Source organism: Rhodanobacter soli, assembly GCF_039523495.1.
GTDB classification, from domain to species: Bacteria; Pseudomonadota; Gammaproteobacteria; order Xanthomonadales; family Rhodanobacteraceae; genus Rhodanobacter; species Rhodanobacter soli.
Map to the genome: position 1 here is coordinate 1,858,929 of NZ_BAAAFK010000001.1, position 15,132 is coordinate 1,874,060.

The window sequence follows — 15,132 nt, forward strand, 5'->3', positions numbered from 1 at the left end:
AGGTGCAGGCGTATGCTCCGGCCCGAGTGCTCCACTTGACCAGGTACCACTGCGGATCGAGGGTTCAGATGGCCGTCTCGCCCAGTTCTGCGTCATCCACGATCCTCCCGGCACACTTGCTGGTGGTCGATGACGATACCGAGATTGTTCATATCCTCAGCCGTTACTTCAGCGGCCAGGGTTTTCGCGTCAGCACAGCCGGCGACGGCGTCCGCATGCGCCACGTCATAGACAGCGAAGCGGTCGATATCGTGATCCTGGATATCGGCCTGCCCGGTGAAGACGGCTTCAGCCTGACCCGGAGCTTGCGCACGCACTGGCATGGCCCGGTGATCATCGTGACCGGGCGTGGCGAATCCGTGGATCGCGTGGTGGGACTGGAACTCGGCGCGGACGACTACGTTACCAAGCCGTTCGATCTGCGCGAGCTGCTGGCTCGCGTTCACAGCGTCTTGCGCCGCGCATCCTCGCCACCCAGGACAGATGCCGGGCGCTTGTCGTTCGATGGTTGTGTGTTCGATCCGCAATCGCACAGCTTGTCCGGGCCGCATGGCGAACCCATCCCGCTGACCAGTGGCGAATTCGCCCTGCTCCAGGTTTTCCTCGAACACGCCAATCAGGTACTGAGCCGCGACCAGTTGATGACGCATATCCATGGCCACGATGCAGGACCGTTCGATCGCTCGATCGACGTGCAGATCGGGCGCCTGCGCCGGAAGATCGAGCCTGATCCTGTCCATCCGCAACGGATCAAGTCGATTCGCGGCGCGGGCTATCTGTTCTCGCCCACGGTCCGTCGGATATAGGCAGCGGCATGTTCAGCAAACAGGCCCCCGATGCCCACCTGTTCCGCTCGTTATTCGAGGCGGCACCGGATGCGATGATCGTGGTCGATCGACAAGGTGTCATCGTGTTGACCAACGCACATGCAGAGCGCCTGTTCGGTTATGAAAAGGGGGCACTTGTCGGTTTGCGGGTGGAAGCGCTGCTGCCGACGGCCCTGCAGCAGGCGCATATCGCACACCGTGCCCGTTACGTGTCTCGTCCGCGCGAGCGCGCGATGGGCGCTGGCTACGAGTTGACCGGGATACGTGCCGATGGCCAGTCGTTTCCGGTGGAAATCGGCCTGAGCCCGGTCGCCGCTTCGCAGGGAACGCTGTATGCGGCAGCGATCCGCGACATCTCCGAAACGCAGCGTGCACGCCAGGCGCAGGAACGCGCCCGCTTCGACGTTGCCATAGCCCAGATGGGCCGGCGTCTGCTCGAGGCCACGTATCATGAAAAAGCCGTCGACGAGATTCCCGGTTTGGTGGCAACCACCCTCGATATTTCCGCGACAGCGATCATCCTCAATCACCCGTACCATCCCGGCTTGCGCGCCATCGCATCGAAGGGTCTCCCGCAAGCGGTACTGGAAAGCTTGTCGGGCAACCCCGCCTTGCTGGACGTGGCATGCAGCCAGGCGCTGGAGGCCGATGAGCAGCCGCCCACGCAAGGCAGCATCATCGAAAGCCTTCGCGGCATATGCCCGTTCCTGAGCCAGGATTACCAGGACGCATCCCTTGTGCCGTTGCCCGACCGGCATGGGCCCATGGGCGTGTTGTTGGCGCTTGCCCATCAGAAGGGCTGTTTCGACCGAGACCGGCAGAATTTTCTGCAATCGGTGGCCAATATTCTGGCCGGGTCCATTCAGCGCGGACGCGGCGAAGAACAACTGGCGCATTCGCTGCGACTGGAGGCCCTCGGTCAACTCACCGGCGGCATTGCGCACGACTTCAACAACCTGCTGACGGTGATTTCCGGCAACCTGCAACTGCTGGAAATCGATCTGCCGGAGGATCCGGCAACACGAAAAACCCTCGCCAGCGCATCGCGCGCGGTCGAGCGTGGCGCGGCGCTCACCCGCAAGCTGCTTACCTTCTCCCGCCGCCAGCATCTGTTGCCGCGCGCCGTGCGCACAGTGCAACTGCTGGCCGATCTGAGCGAGATGCTGGGGCGAACGCTGGGCGAGCGCATCGTCGTGACCGCCGAGTGCAGCAACGAAGTGCCTGCGGTATACGCCGACGAGGGAGAGCTGGAAGCGGCATTGATCAATCTGGCGCTCAATGCACGTGATGCGATGCCGCGCGGCGGCCGCCTTGCCATCACGGCGCGCTCCTGCAACGTCGCCAGCGCCGATGGAGACACCGGGCTTGCGCCTGGCTCGTACGTAGTCTTTACCGTAACGGACAACGGTGAAGGCATCCCGCCGGAAATCCTCGAACATGTGCTGGAGCCTTTTTTCACTACCAAGGAAGCCGGCAAAGGCAGCGGGCTCGGTCTCAGCATGGTTTATGGCTTCGTGAAACAGTCCGGCGGCCATTTCCATATCGAGAGCCAGGTGGGCCATGGCACGCGCGCCGAGCTTTTTCTTCCGGCTGCCGCCTCGGCGACGGCGGAGGAAGCGGCAACCGCGCCTTCGCGCCGTGGTCGCGAAACGTCGCACCATGGTCACGAAACCGTTCTGGTCGTGGAAGACGAACCGGAGGTGAGGCGCCTCGCGGTCGCCTTTCTGCGTACCCTGGGCTACATCCCTTGCGAGGCCGGCGATGCCGTCGCAGCGCTGGAGCATCTGGCGAAGCACCCGGACACCGACCTGCTCTTTACGGATATCGTGCTTGGCGGGGAGATGACGGGTTTCGAACTGGCCGCGAAAGCACGCGAACAGCATCCCCATCTTCCCGTGCTTTTCACGTCCGGCTACGAATACGCATCGATGGGCATCGACACCCGTGCGTTCGGTTCGTTCGAATTGCTGCGCAAACCCTATCGCCGCGGGCAACTCGGTACGGCCGCCCGCCGGGTACTCGATCGCAACAGCAGCGTGTGACACCGCTCAATTCAACGCGGCGCTCGTCCCTGCCATGGAACGCAGTCCATTGACATCCAGCACGCGCACTTCGCGACGCTGCACGTCGATGTAGCTCAGGTCATGCAGGTGCGACAGCGCACGGCTCACGGTTTCGTGCTTGAGCGCCAGGAAGCTGGCCATGTCGGCGCGATTCATGCGCAGGATGAAGTGCTTCGCGCTGCAACCCAGGCGCGCGTAGCGTGCGGCGACATCGAGCAGGAAGGCCGCCACGCGCCGCTCCGCCGCCAGTGTGCCCAACATCAGCATCCATGAATGATCGCAGCGTATTTCCGCGGCCAGTGCCGCGGTCAGGCGCGATTGCAGTTCCGGCACATGCAGACAGGCGCGCAGTACAGCCGGGTATGGCAGTTCCCATGCCTCACTGGTTTCCAGGGCGACCACATCGTTCGCATAGGTTTTCAGGCCGATGGATTCCACACCGATCAAGTCGCCGTGCATGCGGAAGCCGGAGATCTGTTCACGGCCATCCGCGGCCAGTTCGCAGATCTTGTAGGAACCCGCATGCACCAGATAAATCGCGCGGAATGGCTGGCCGGCGTGATAGACGCTGTGTCGGGCGACATGCTTGCAGCGCCGCACCGGGACGTGTTCGCGAATCGCCTCGATATCGATGCCGGGGGCGCTACTGCCGGAGGCTGCCAGAGTCATGCAGGCATGAGGGGGAAAGCCTGCTTGCGGAGCGCGAATGTCGGTTGTCAGCACGGTCATGGCACATGCCCTCGAGGCGCAGCCCCAGTCGGCTACGACGCCGACTCTAGCCCCGCTCCGCAACGGCGATAGTTCGACTTGGTAACGGATTGCAACGGTTCGTAACAAACGGTCCACCTCCGACCGGCGCTGATGCGTATCGAGCGGGCTTTGATGCGATGGCTGCGCTGGCCAGGCTGATACGGCGTGTCTCATGGCACTCGGCGGGAGCGAAACGTTCAACCGGGCCGCGCTCCGCCATGCGACATGCATGTCGATGCCGCCCTCCGCCCGATCCGCCGCCAGGCTCAATGCGCCAGCAGTACCGGTAACCGGGCATGTCTGAGTACATGGCGCGTCGTGCCGCCCAGAATCAGCTCACTCACTCGCGAGTGACCCCATGCGCCCATGACCAGCAGATCTGCCTGCATGGCCTGCGCCTGATCGAGCAGGGCCTCACCGGCGCTGGCTGTGGCCGGGAATTGCCGCTCGGCATGCAGGGTAATGCCCTGCCGCATGAGCCAGTCGCGCACCGGCAACGGCGGTGGCGTGATGCCGGGCAATTCATCGCGGGCACCGTCGACAAGGCATACCATCTCGGCCTCGCGCAAAAATGGCACGGCAGCACGCAACGCGCGCATGGATTCCTGCGTGCTGTTCCATGCCACCAGCACTCTCCCCTGTCGGAAGGTCCCATCCCACGTCGATGGAACCAGCAGCATGGGTGACGCTGCCGAGAGCAATACGCGCGTCACATAGTCCATGCCGGCAGGGTAGCCGGCCTCATGATTCGGCAGGCGGCTTACCGTGATATCCGCCATGCACGAACGCCGCGCCAATACCGGCACGTATACGCCACGAATCACTTCCCAGGCGCCTTGGATGCCGTGTTCGTCGCATTGCTTCATCCACCAGGCATCGCGTCGCCTGGCTTCGTACTCCTGCGTCGCCAGTACGGCCATGACCTCGGGAATGGCCATGGTCGCCGGAAGCACCTCAATGATATTCAGCCCGGTCGCGTAGGCATGGTGGCGGCCCGCCAGCGCCAAGCCGGTTCGTACCACGGGATTGTCATCGCGCATCTCTTCAGTGTTGATGAGAACCTCGAACATGACGGCGCTCCGCGGCTGAATTCGATACGCCCACACTCATCCATGCGCAGCCCACTCCACTTGATCTGGATCAACCGCTATCGACGCAGCGGGGGACCGCACGGCGGCATCCGCGGTCCGGCGCGCTATTGCACGACGAGTTGATCGCGATCAATACCAAGACAACCGCTCAAGCCACCATGACGCTTGACGCGACTGAGTGCAGGCGCAACATCTCAAGACGTTGGAGACTCTGTCCCATGTCCACCGAAACCGCCGTGAGTCCGGAACTGGCCCGCGTGCAAGGAAAGGCGCTCTTCCAGCACTTGCTTCTACCGATCGATGGATCGGATCTGTCGCTGCGGGCTTTCAGCATGGGTCTGGAGCTGGCCAGGGCCTTCGGCGCCAAGGTACTGGCGTTGCACGTAGTGCCGCCATTCAACTCCATCGCCTATATGGCTGAAATTCTCAGCGCAGCCGAGCTGAGTTACAGCAAGCAGGCCGTGCAAATCGCTACAGGCTACCTGGACGAGGCAAAAAAACTGGCCAAGGCCGCACAGGTACCCTGCGAATGCCACTACGCCTTCGGCGAACGCCCCCACGAGGCCATTCTGGACGCCGTTCGCGAACATCATTGCGACCTCATCGTCATGGCCACCCATGGTTGGCATGGATTGAACCGGCTGACGCTGGGCAGCGAAACGCAAAAGGTTCTGCTGCAGAGCAAGGTCCCGGTGCTCGTCCGCCGGTAACCCGGCGTGATGGTGACCGGTGCGGCGGCGAGGCATTCGTCACCGCCGATGCGCAGCGTCGGATGGCTGCGGGCGGGTACGCGGCGCTGACCGACAGTCCGGCCCGAGGGGTCGCCAGTCGCGATCCGGCAGCCCGGTGAACGCGACGATCCGACTCGGCGCACTATGCAACCCACGGGCTGGGAATTCCGCTACGGCACCTCGCCACACGCAGGGTTCGACGGCGCCATCATCCGGACGCTTTCGCCCGCTGCCCCATGCCGGCGCGGCGCCCGGGCCGGATAACGCAGCGGAGAAACAGCCGCATGACCGTAGACGAAAACACCGAAGACGGCGGCCCGGAAGCGTCGCCCTGGGCCAGCCTCGGTGCCGGCCTGATCACCGGCGCGGCCGACGACGACCCCAGCGGCATCGCCACCTACTCGCAGGTGGGCGCGGCGTTCGGCTACGGCATGCTGTGGTGCGTGTTCCTGACCATGCCGCTGATGATCGCGATCCAGGCGATCAGCGCCGGCATCGGCCGGGTCACCGGCCACGGCTTGATGGACGGCATGCGCCAGTACTACCCGCGCAAGCTGGTGTATGCGCTGGTCGCGTCGATCTTCATCGCCAACGTGATCAACCTGGCGGCGGACATCGGCGCGATGGGCGCGGCGCTGAAGCTGCTGGTCGGCGGATCGGCCCTGCTCTATGCCGCGGGCTTCGCCGTACTGTCGCTGCTGCTGCAGGTCTTCATCCCGTTCACCCGCTACGCGCCGATCCTGAAAGTGCTCACCCTGAGCCTGTTCGCCTACGTGGCCACCGTGCTGGTGATCGACGTGCCGTGGCGTGCCGTGCTCAGGAGCATCGTGCTGCCGCCGATCCGCTGGAACGCGGCGTACGCCGTGGGCCTGGTCGCCCTGCTCGGCACCACCATCAGCCCCTACCTGTTCTGCTGGCAGGCCGCCGAGGAAGTGGAGGAGATCAAATCGAGCCCGCAACGCAAGCCGCTGCAGGAAGCGCCGCAACAGGCACCGAGCGCGCTGCGCCGGATCGGCATCGACACCGCGGTGGGGATGATCTTCTCCAACCTGATCGCGTTCTTCATCATCCTCACCGCCGCCGTGGTGCTGCACGCACACGGCAAGACCGACATCCAGTCCTCGGCCCAGGCGGCCGAAGCCCTGCGGCCGCTGGCTGGCGACCTGGCGTTCGCGCTGTTCGCCGCCGGCATCATCGGCACCGGCCTGCTCGCCGTGCCGGTGCTGGCCGGCGCCACCGCCTACGCCGTCGCCGGCGCATTCGGCCGGCGCAGCGGACTCGAACACAAGCCGCACGAAGCCCGTTTCTTCTACGGCGTGCTGGTCGGCTCCGCCCTGCTCGGCATCGCGCTCAACCTCACCCCGCTCGACCCGATCAAGGCGCTGTACTGGAGCGCGGTAATCAACGGCGTGGCTGCCGTGCCGCTGATGGTCGCGATGATGCTGATGGGTTCGCACCGCAAGGTCATGGGCGAATTCACCATGCCGTGGCCGCTGAAACTGTTCGGCTGGCTGGCCACGGCGGCGATGGCGACGGCGGTGGTGGTGATGTTCGTGACGTGGGGGAAGTGAGGCTTGGCTGGATCGTGGTGCGCGGGTGCGCCGTGCGCACTTGCACGTCGAAGCGGCTCTGCCCCGGATAGCCCGATGGCGCGCGCAAGCTCCGCCGGCCGCCATCTCCCCGGGCTGCGCCCGGGGAGATGGCCTTGCAGGCGACAGCCGTCAGAAGTTGGCCGTCGCGCGCACGTACCAGAACGCTCCGTTGAAACCGAACGGCGAGGTGAGCGCGTACTTGACGCCAAGGAACTGCAGCGTGGCGTTCTGCTCCTTGCCCGGGTAGGTGTTGAAGACGTTGTTGCCTCCGACAGCCACCGAGAAGGTGTCGTTGAATTTGTAACGTGCCTCCAGGTCGAGCAGCGTCTTGCCGCTGTAGTGATTCACGTCGTCCGGCGGATTGTTGCTGCCGAACAGGCCAACCGTAGTACTCCAGCCGCCGTAACGGTTGATCCGCGCGATGGCGTCGAACCGGTGCAACCCGTAGTCGAAACTGAGCACCGAGCGGCTCTTGGGCACCTGGTGTTCGAGGTCGTACACGAAATCGTTGTTGAGCGTGTTCGGTTTGACCTTGACCACGTCCTGCATATTGCGGTTGTAGCGGAAGTCGATGTTGAGCCTGCCGTTGCCCAGTTGGTGCAACGTGTCGAGCACGAAGTCGATGCCGCGGACATGGGAGCCGAACGCATTGCCGAAATAGCTGGCGTCGCTGCCGAGCAGCAGTTGCGCATTCGGGTAGCCGCCGGCGGCGAGCTGGTCGACGGTAGCCTGGGTCACGGTCTTGCTGACCAGGCCAATGCGGTTGTCGATCTTGATCCGGTAATAGTCCAGGCTCGTCGTGACGTTGTCGACCGGCGTCCACACGGCGCCGACGGACAGGCTCTTCGACGTCTCGGTCTGCAGTGGTGCCGAGCCGAGCGCGCGTGCTACCGGATTGTTCACCGGATAGGTGCCGCTGGGGATCAGGCCACCCTGGGCGTTCGCCGTGGTGGTGATGTTCAGCGTGTTGGCCTGGCCCGGGGTCGGCGTGCGGAAGCCGGTGTTGTAGGTGCCGCGCAGCGCGAACGTGTCGGTGAACGCATAGCGGCTGGAAAGCTTGTACACCACCTTGGAACCGTAGCCGCTCGCATGCTCGTAGCGCACTGCCGCCGCGCCCGACCATTTGTCGGTGAGGTTCGTCTCGGCGTCGAAGTAGGCGGAACTACTGTTCTGCGAGAACCGCCCGGCCGCGTTGGTTGGAAAGCCCTGAAAGGCGTCCGAGCCCACACCGAACACCGACGCGGTCGGCCCCACCTCGATCGAACCGGCATCGCCTTGATGGATGATGTAGGTTTCTCGGCGCCACTGCGCGCCGAAGGCGAGCGTGAGCGGCGAGTTGTCGAACGAGCGGACGAAATCCGCGCCGGCGCCCTGCTCCCGCTGGGTCAGCTTGCCGGGGCGGAAGTTTGTGGGCGAAAGGTCGCCCAGGCTCGGGTTGATCGAACCCTGCAGCCGGTAGTCGACCTCGTTGCTGCCGGTGCGATAGTGCGCATCCCACTGGAAATTGCTCTGCCCGCCGCCGCGCACGCCGCCGACCAGCTGGTGGTCGGCGATGTTGGCACCGAACATCGGGCTGTAGCCACCGGGAAACTGCTTGTAGATCGGGTTGAGCAGCTCCCAGCCGCTCGGACTCGCCGCGTTGGCCGTCAAGTAGTGGGCCGGGTCGCCGCCACCGGCGACGATGCTGTCCACGAGCGACTGCGGCGCATCCGCCGGCACCAGGCTGCCGTTGGCGTAGCTGACCAGCGTCGAGCGGCCGGCGATGCCGTATTGCGGCGGCAGGACCGGGTTGCGGTAGAAGAAGCTGGACAGGACTTTCTTGTCCATGAAGTTGCCGTAGCCGTAAAGCTGCACGTCGCCGGCCAGCGGCAGGCCCGCGTTGACGAAGAGCTTGTTCGCCTTGGTCTGCGGATCGCCCCAGCGCTGGCCGAAACCGTCGTACGGCACCTGGTTGGCACCCACCACCGCCGCGACAGCCGCCGCGTTGTGCTGCGGAATACCGCGTGAAGTGGGATCGGTGGTTTCGCGCTCGGCGCTCACATGCACGAAGCCGTCGGCTCCGAGCGGGAACCCTGCGTCGGCGTCGTAGCGCCGCAGGTCGCCGTCACCCTTGCCGTATCCGCCCCATTCCGCGCTGACCGTCGCGCCCTTGGGGGCCTTCTTGAGGATGACGTTGATCACGCCGGCGATCGCATCCGATCCGTACAACACCGAGGCGCCGTCGCGCAGCACCTCGACGCGCTCAATCGCGTTGGACGGGAACACCGAAAAATCGACTGCCTGCGCGCCCTGGTTGAAGGTACCGAGCGGATCGATCTGCAGGTTGACCAGCGCCGAGCGATGGAAGCGCACGCCGTCGACCAGCACCAGGGTCTGGTCGGGCGACAGGTTGCGCAACGACACCGGCCGCACGAACGCCGTGCCGTCAGCAATGGGAAAGCGCTGGGTGGTCAGCGACGGCACGATATTGGTCAGCGCATCGGTGAGGTCCGCCGAGGGCTGGTTCGCGATCTGGCTGCCGCTGAACGCGTCGATCGGTGATATGGATTCGGTCGGCGACAGGCCGGCCCGGTGCGTGCCGGTCACCACAACCTCCTGCAGGTTGGTGGTCGACCTTTCCTTCGCCACCTTGCTGCGTTGCTGCGTTCCGCTCGCCTGGCTGGCCGTGGCCTGCCCGCTGTCCGACGCTCCCGGATCCTGCGCCTGCGCCGAACACGCGAGCAGCGCGGCGGCGGCAAGCGCCGTACGCACCGCACGCAAAAGCACCACGTTGACACCTGCATGGTTGGGCATCTTCTCTCCCCTCAAGTTGGCCTTTGTATCCCCCACCGGCAAGCTACTCCAACTTTTTTCGCCAAAAAAGCCTCTTGTTGGAATTGCGTGCGTGAAATCACTTCGCCGGCGACCGGCAGACTCTGCGGCAAGCGAACCTGGTTCCGTTCCTCCCTACGGCGTGCTGATCGGTTCCGTCCTGCCCGGCATCGCGCTCAACCTCACCCCGCTCGACCCGATCAAGGCGCTGCACTGGGGAAAGTGAGGTTATGCTGGGCCACGCCGGCACGGTTTCGGAGGTTCTGTGGAAACGAAGAAAACGGTACTCATCGTCGACGACGATGACCTGGTGCTGGAATCCATCGACCTGCACCTGTCCAGGACCGACAACTTCCAGACCATCCGGGTTCGTGGCGCGGCGGGCGCCATCAGCCACATGAAGAACGCGCCGAACATCGACGTCATCGTGGCCGACGTCATCCTCGCCGGCACCACCAGTGGCATCGACCTCTGCCAGCTGGCGATCGAACGCTACCCCGCCATCGCTATCGTCGTGATCACCGCCGACACCGAAGTCCACCGCACCGACATCCCGCAACGCGGCATCTTCCTGCGCAAGCCGTTTGGCGGGGAGCAGTTGCTGGGGGCGATTGAGGCCGCGTTGAAAAAGGTGGGGGAAGCTTCGCTGTAGTGCACGGGGGCTACCCCGTTAACGCGGACACTTCCAGGAAGACCGGTCATCGTCAAAAAGAAGTGTCATGCTCAAGCGAAGAAGTTCAGCGACGAGTTCAAGCGGAAAGCCATCGGGGTGGCTCGCGCGTGGGGGTGATGCCTCAATGAAAATCTCGCGACCGCACATCCAGCCCTCCGAGCAACTCGCTCATGTCGAGCAGCCGACTGGCGATCAGATGACACACGCCATCGACCGCCTCCCATCGTCCATCGATTCCAAGCAGTTCTGATTCCAGCAGCACCCGTCTGTGGGTTTCGGCAACATCGCGCCAGACGATCACGTTGACCAGACCGTGTTCGTCTTCCATCGTCAGGAACGTGACTCCGCTGGCCGTCTGTGGTCGCTGACGCATCGTGACGATCCCGGCAACACGCGCATAGGTATTGTGGGGTCGTTTGCGCAGCGTCTGCGAGTCGGTGCACCGGGCAGCGCGCAACCGGTCCCTGATCTGCGCCATGGGGTGCATCCCCAACGTCAGGCCGGTTCGCGCGTAATCCGCCAGCGTGTCCTCGGCCTGCGTCGGCTTCGGCAACGCCACCGCGATCTCTGCCGGACTCACATTGCCGAACAGCGGCAGCTGCTTTTCGACGCCGGCGATCTCCCAGTGTGCATGGTGCCGATGCCGCGACAGACCTCGCAGCGCGCTGGCCTGCGCCAACAGCTCCTGATGGCGTTTGTCCACGGCCGCTCGCGCGCAGAGATCCGCGATGTCGGCGAACGGGTGCCGTGCGCGGGCGGCCATGATCCGTCGTGCGGCTTCTTCGCTGAACCCGCGTATCTGGCGCAGGCCAAGCTGGATCGCCGGAGGTTCTTCTTCCCGGGTGATCAGCGTGTTGTCCCAATCGCTGCACTGCACGTCGATGGGAAAAACGTCGATGTCATGGCGTCGGGCGTCCTGCACGATCTGGCTTGGCGAATAGAAGCCCATAGGCTGGCTGTTCAACAACGCGCAGGCGAAGGCCGCCGGCTCATGGCACTTCAGCCAGCACGACGCATAGACGATGCCAGCGAAACTGGCCGCGTGGCTTTCGGGAAAGCCGTAACTGCCGAAGCCCTTCATCTGCTCGAACAGCCTCTCGGCAAAGGCGATCGTGTAGCCGCGATCGGTCATGCCGGTCAGGATGCGCTCGCGGTGCTTCTCCAGTCCGCCACGCCGCTTCCACGCAGCCATGTCACGCCGCAGCCCATCCGCCTCCCCGGCGGTATACCCGGCGGCAACCATGGCCAGTTTCATCACTTGTTCCTGGAACAGCGGCACGCCCAGCGTGCGCTCGAACACTTCCTTCAACTCTTCCGACGGGTAGTCGACCGGCTCCTCTTTCCTACGTCGCCGCAGATACGGGTGCACCATGTCGCCCTGGATGGGGCCGGGCCGAACGATAGCGACTTGCACCACCAGGTCGAAGAAGTTCTCCGGTCGATGCCGCGGCAGCATGGCCATCTGCGCCCGACTCTCGATCTGAAATACACCCACCGTATCCGCGCGCTGGATCATGGCGTAGGTGGCGGGATCTTCCGACGGCAGCGTGGCCATCGAGTAATCCTGTCCCCGTTGGTTGCGCAGCATATTCAAGCATTTCTGCACGCACGTCAGCATGCCCAGGGCCAGACAATCGACCTTCAACAGGTTCATCGTGTCGAGATCATCCTTGTCCCACTGGATGATCGTGCGATCGGGCATCGCGGCGTTTTCCACCGGCACCAACTCGCTCAGGGGCGCATCGGCGATCACGAACCCGCCGACGTGCTGTGACAGGTGGCGGGGCATGTCCAAAATTTCGGCCGTCAGCTTGATGATGCGCCGGATGACTGCACTCTCGGGATCGAACCCCCGCTCGCGCAACCGCTCGGCGAGTGACTCATCGCCATCCCACCACGCGAACACCTGGCTCAACTGATCGACCTGGTCCAGCGGCAGTCCCATGGCCTTGGCCACGTCCCGCACGGCACTCTTGCCGCGGTAACAGATGACCGTGGCCGCCAGCGCGGCACGCTCGCGACCGTACTTGCGATAGATGTACTGGATGACCTCTTCGCGGCGCTCGTGCTCGAAGTCGATGTCGATATCCGGCGGTTCGTTGCGCTCCTTCGAGATGAACCGCTCGACCAGCAGGCTCATCTTCATCGGATCGACCTCGGTCACGCCGAGGGCGAAGCACACCGAGGAGTTTGCGGCCGAGCCTCGGCCTTGGCACAGGATTCCCTGGCTGCGCGCGAAACGCACGATGTCGTGCACGGTCAGGAAATAGGGCTCGAAGTGCAGCGCTTCGATCAGTCCCAGCTCGTGCTCGATCTGCTTATGTACTTTCTCCGGCACACCCTCGGGCCAGCGCCAACGCGCTCCCTCGTCGGTCAGCAGGCGCAACCAGCTGGTGGGCGTGTGGCCTTCCGGCACGAGCTCGGCTGGATAGCGGTAGCGCAGCTCGTCGAGCGTGAAGGTACAGCGCGCGGCGATCCGTGCACTCTCGTCGAGCAAGGCTTTGGGATAGAGCTTGGCCAGCACGTGGCGGCGACGCAGATGCCGTTCGCCATTGCGCGCGATCAACCCGCCCGCTTCGGCAACCGGCACGCGGTGCCGGATCGCGGTGAGCGTGTGCTGCAGAGCCAACCGCCGCCGGATGTGCATGTGCACGTCGCCTGCCGCCACCAATGGCAGGCCCAGCTCGTGGCCGATCGCCGCAAGCTCACGCACCCGCCGCGCATCGTTCGGTCCGCGATGCAACTCGACGGCCAGCCAGGCGCGATCGCCGAATGTCTGTCGCACCCAGCGACCGTGAGCCATGTCGACCATCAAGTCAGGTACCCACAGGACCAGCGTGCCCGGCAGGCCGGTGGCCACGTCGGCACGCGTCAGGCGATAGGTGCCTTTCCCGGAGGCGCGTCGTCCCGTGGTGATCAGGCTGCACAACGACGTGTAACCCGCCTTCGTTTCGCACAGCACGACGATCTTCGGGCCGTCGTCGAGCTGGATTTCCGAACCCACGATCAACGGCACGCCCGTTTCACGGGACGCTTCCAGCGCGCGGACGATGCCGGCGAGTGAGCATTCGTCGGTGATCGCCAGTGCGGCATAGCCACACGTCTTCGCACGCTCGAACAGTTCATGTGCACTGGATGCCCCCCGCCCGAAGGAGAAGTTCGACAGGCAGTGGAGTTCCGCGTAGGTCGTCATGCGAACCACCCGTGGATCATCCAGCCGGTTTGCTCATCGGGCGCGCAGAACGCCCAGGCCTCCTGCCCCAGTGAGGTCTCGATGACGTAGTAGTCGCGGCAGACTTCACCGCCATCCCACCAACCCGTTTCCACACGCTCCGGACCGGCCAGGATGATCGGGTTCCCGCCGCGCAAGGGGATGGGACGTGGAAGCAGCCAGGTGGGGCGTGGGTGCGGCTCGATCGGCACTTCGTCATGCGTGGCTTTGCGCTGGGCGCGCTCGGGGCGAGGATCCTGCGTGCTGCCCAGCCGATAGACCGCGCCATCCCCCAGCCGCGCGCGCAGTCGCTCGCGCAGTTGTTCGATCGGCAGGGCATTCGCCGGCCGCTCGTCGAACAGGTCGCGGCCCGCAGGCACGAACGCCGGCAGATCGCAGGCGCTCAGACGCAACGCCAGTACCGGCTCGGGCAGCGTCACGTGTTCCAGCCGACCGCGCGCGAACTCGAACAACAGGGCGCCGTCGCGCTCCGGCGCCAGCAGGCCCACCGACACATCGGTGAAACGCTCCTCGCGGTGCTCCAGGCGCAGCAGGAAGCGCTGCACTCCGCCATCGCGACCGGCCAGATACGCGGCCAGATCGTCCACCATGCGCCGCACCGGGAAGATCAGCGCGGATTGGTTCTCCACCTCGTGGAGCAACTCGATGCGCAGGTCGAACGTGTCCGGTGGCCGATACAGCTCCAGACCCGACGGCGAGTCGCCGATCAGCCGATCCAGGGACGCCAACAGTTCCGCGCCGAAGCGGCGACGCAGTCCGTCCCGCGGTAGTGCCAGCACTTGACCCACCGTGCGAATGCCCATGCTCGGCAACGCCGCGATGGCGTGTGCCGGCAAACGACTCTTCGCGATCGGCACCCGCTGCAGGGCGTTGCGCAACGTGTCGACGGACAGCACCGCTTGCCCGTCGGACACCGTGGTCAGCACGTGCGCGGCATGAGCGGTCGGCGCCGCCGCCATGCGATGGCGGAATCCCAGGTCGGTGAAGTCCGCCCGCAGCATGGATTCAAGTCGTGGCCACGGCCCGAACAGGCCCATGCTCTTGCTGACCTCCAGCACGATCGCGTGCGGCAGCAGACTGACCTCGGAGCTGTAGCGGTAGGCCACGGCGGCCAGGAACCGGTGCCACCGTTCCACCGACTCACGGTCATACGGAACCGCTTCGAACTGCGACAACAGCGCCTGCGCAGCGCTCAGTCGCTGTCCGACATGCAAGCCTGCCGCGCGGGCGGCTTCATTCGCCGAAACGATCGCGCGTGCGTTGATCGGCCCGTCGACGAGCACCAACGGCCCGTCCGTGGGACGGCGTCGGAGAATCCCATCCAGCGCCAGACTCGGCAGGTTGATGCAGGCCCATAACATG

At 64.7% G+C, this 15,132-nt stretch carries 11 protein-coding genes; 6 read left to right on the forward strand and 5 right to left on the reverse strand.

Annotated elements, in window-relative coordinates:
• Positions 1–68: 68 nt before the first annotated feature.
• The gene (locus ABD024_RS08470) at positions 69–806 is read left to right on the forward strand and encodes a response regulator (RefSeq protein WP_343851572.1); all 738 of its coding nucleotides are present in this window, start codon (positions 69–71) and stop codon (positions 804–806) included.
• 8 nt (positions 807–814) lie between these two features.
• Positions 815–2,869, forward strand: a complete 2,055-nt coding sequence (locus ABD024_RS08475) for a PAS domain S-box protein (RefSeq protein ID WP_343851574.1) — start codon at positions 815–817, stop codon at positions 2,867–2,869.
• 6 nt (positions 2,870–2,875) lie between these two features.
• Here ABD024_RS08475 and ABD024_RS08480 read toward each other — a convergent pair whose 3' ends face one another.
• A complete protein-coding gene (locus ABD024_RS08480; protein ID WP_343851576.1) occupies positions 2,876–3,814 on the reverse strand; it encodes a Crp/Fnr family transcriptional regulator in 939 nt (312 codons plus the stop codon).
• Between the two features lie 92 nt (positions 3,815–3,906).
• Positions 3,907–4,710, reverse strand: coding sequence for a universal stress protein (locus ABD024_RS08485; protein ID WP_343851578.1), 804 nt, complete (start codon positions 4,708–4,710; stop codon positions 3,907–3,909).
• Between the two features lie 239 nt (positions 4,711–4,949).
• On the opposite strand from ABD024_RS08485, the gene ABD024_RS08490 reads away from it, so the two are divergent.
• Entirely contained in the window at positions 4,950–5,441 is a 492-nt protein-coding gene (locus tag ABD024_RS08490; RefSeq protein WP_343851580.1) for a universal stress protein, read from the forward strand.
• 305 nt (positions 5,442–5,746) lie between these two features.
• On the forward strand, positions 5,747–7,033 hold the full coding sequence (locus ABD024_RS08495) for an NRAMP family divalent metal transporter (protein ID WP_343851582.1): 1,287 nt from the start codon (positions 5,747–5,749) through the stop codon (positions 7,031–7,033).
• A 150-nt stretch (positions 7,034–7,183) separates the two neighbouring features.
• Here the strand turns inward: ABD024_RS08495 and ABD024_RS08500 are convergent, their stop codons facing one another.
• Positions 7,184–9,847 carry a TonB-dependent receptor plug domain-containing protein gene (locus ABD024_RS08500; RefSeq protein ID WP_343851584.1) on the reverse strand — a complete coding sequence of 888 codons (2,664 nt, stop codon included), beginning with the start codon at positions 9,845–9,847 and terminating at the stop codon, positions 7,184–7,186.
• Positions 9,848–9,938: 91 nt separating this feature from the next.
• Here ABD024_RS08500 and ABD024_RS08505 point away from each other — a divergent pair, with 91 nt between their 5' ends.
• Both ABD024_RS08505 and ABD024_RS08510 read left to right on the forward strand, forming a co-directional pair.
• On the forward strand, positions 9,939–10,091 hold the full coding sequence (locus tag ABD024_RS08505; protein ID WP_343851586.1) for a hypothetical protein: 153 nt from the start codon (positions 9,939–9,941) through the stop codon (positions 10,089–10,091).
• A 39-nt stretch (positions 10,092–10,130) separates the two neighbouring features.
• Positions 10,131–10,517: a response regulator gene (locus ABD024_RS08510; protein ID WP_343851588.1), complete on the forward strand. Its 387-nt coding sequence runs from the start codon at positions 10,131–10,133 to the stop codon at positions 10,515–10,517.
• A gap of 142 nt (positions 10,518–10,659) precedes the next feature.
• Here the strand turns inward: ABD024_RS08510 and ABD024_RS08515 are convergent, their stop codons facing one another.
• Together ABD024_RS08515 and ABD024_RS08520 are read right to left on the reverse strand one after the other, a co-directional pair.
• Positions 10,660–13,731, reverse strand: coding sequence for an error-prone DNA polymerase (locus ABD024_RS08515; protein ID WP_343851590.1), 3,072 nt, complete (start codon positions 13,729–13,731; stop codon positions 10,660–10,662).
• Positions 13,728–15,131: a Y-family DNA polymerase gene (locus tag ABD024_RS08520; RefSeq protein WP_343851593.1), complete on the reverse strand. Its 1,404-nt coding sequence runs from the start codon at positions 15,129–15,131 to the stop codon at positions 13,728–13,730. Before ABD024_RS08520 ends, ABD024_RS08515 begins: the two co-directional genes overlap by 4 nt.
• Between the last annotated feature and the right edge of the window lies 1 nt (position 15,132).

Bases quoted from the DNA above. Each gene is read 5' to 3' on its own strand.
- ABD024_RS08470 (WP_343851572.1), top strand. From the start codon at position 69: ATGGCCGTCTCGCCCAGTTCTGCGTCATCCACGATCCTCCCGGCACAC.
- ABD024_RS08475 (WP_343851574.1), top strand. From the start codon at position 815: ATGTTCAGCAAACAGGCCCCCGATGCCCACCTGTTCCGCTCGTTATTC.
- ABD024_RS08480 (WP_343851576.1), bottom strand. From the start codon at position 3,814: ATGAGACACGCCGTATCAGCCTGGCCAGCGCAGCCATCGCATCAAAGC.
- ABD024_RS08485 (WP_343851578.1), bottom strand. From the start codon at position 4,710: ATGTTCGAGGTTCTCATCAACACTGAAGAGATGCGCGATGACAATCCC.
- ABD024_RS08490 (WP_343851580.1), top strand. From the start codon at position 4,950: ATGTCCACCGAAACCGCCGTGAGTCCGGAACTGGCCCGCGTGCAAGGA.
- ABD024_RS08495 (WP_343851582.1), top strand. From the start codon at position 5,747: ATGACCGTAGACGAAAACACCGAAGACGGCGGCCCGGAAGCGTCGCCC.
- ABD024_RS08500 (WP_343851584.1), bottom strand. From the start codon at position 9,847: ATGCCCAACCATGCAGGTGTCAACGTGGTGCTTTTGCGTGCGGTGCGT.
- ABD024_RS08515 (WP_343851590.1), bottom strand. From the start codon at position 13,731: ATGACGACCTACGCGGAACTCCACTGCCTGTCGAACTTCTCCTTCGGG.
- ABD024_RS08520 (WP_343851593.1), bottom strand. From the start codon at position 15,131: ATGTTATGGGCCTGCATCAACCTGCCGAGTCTGGCGCTGGATGGGATT.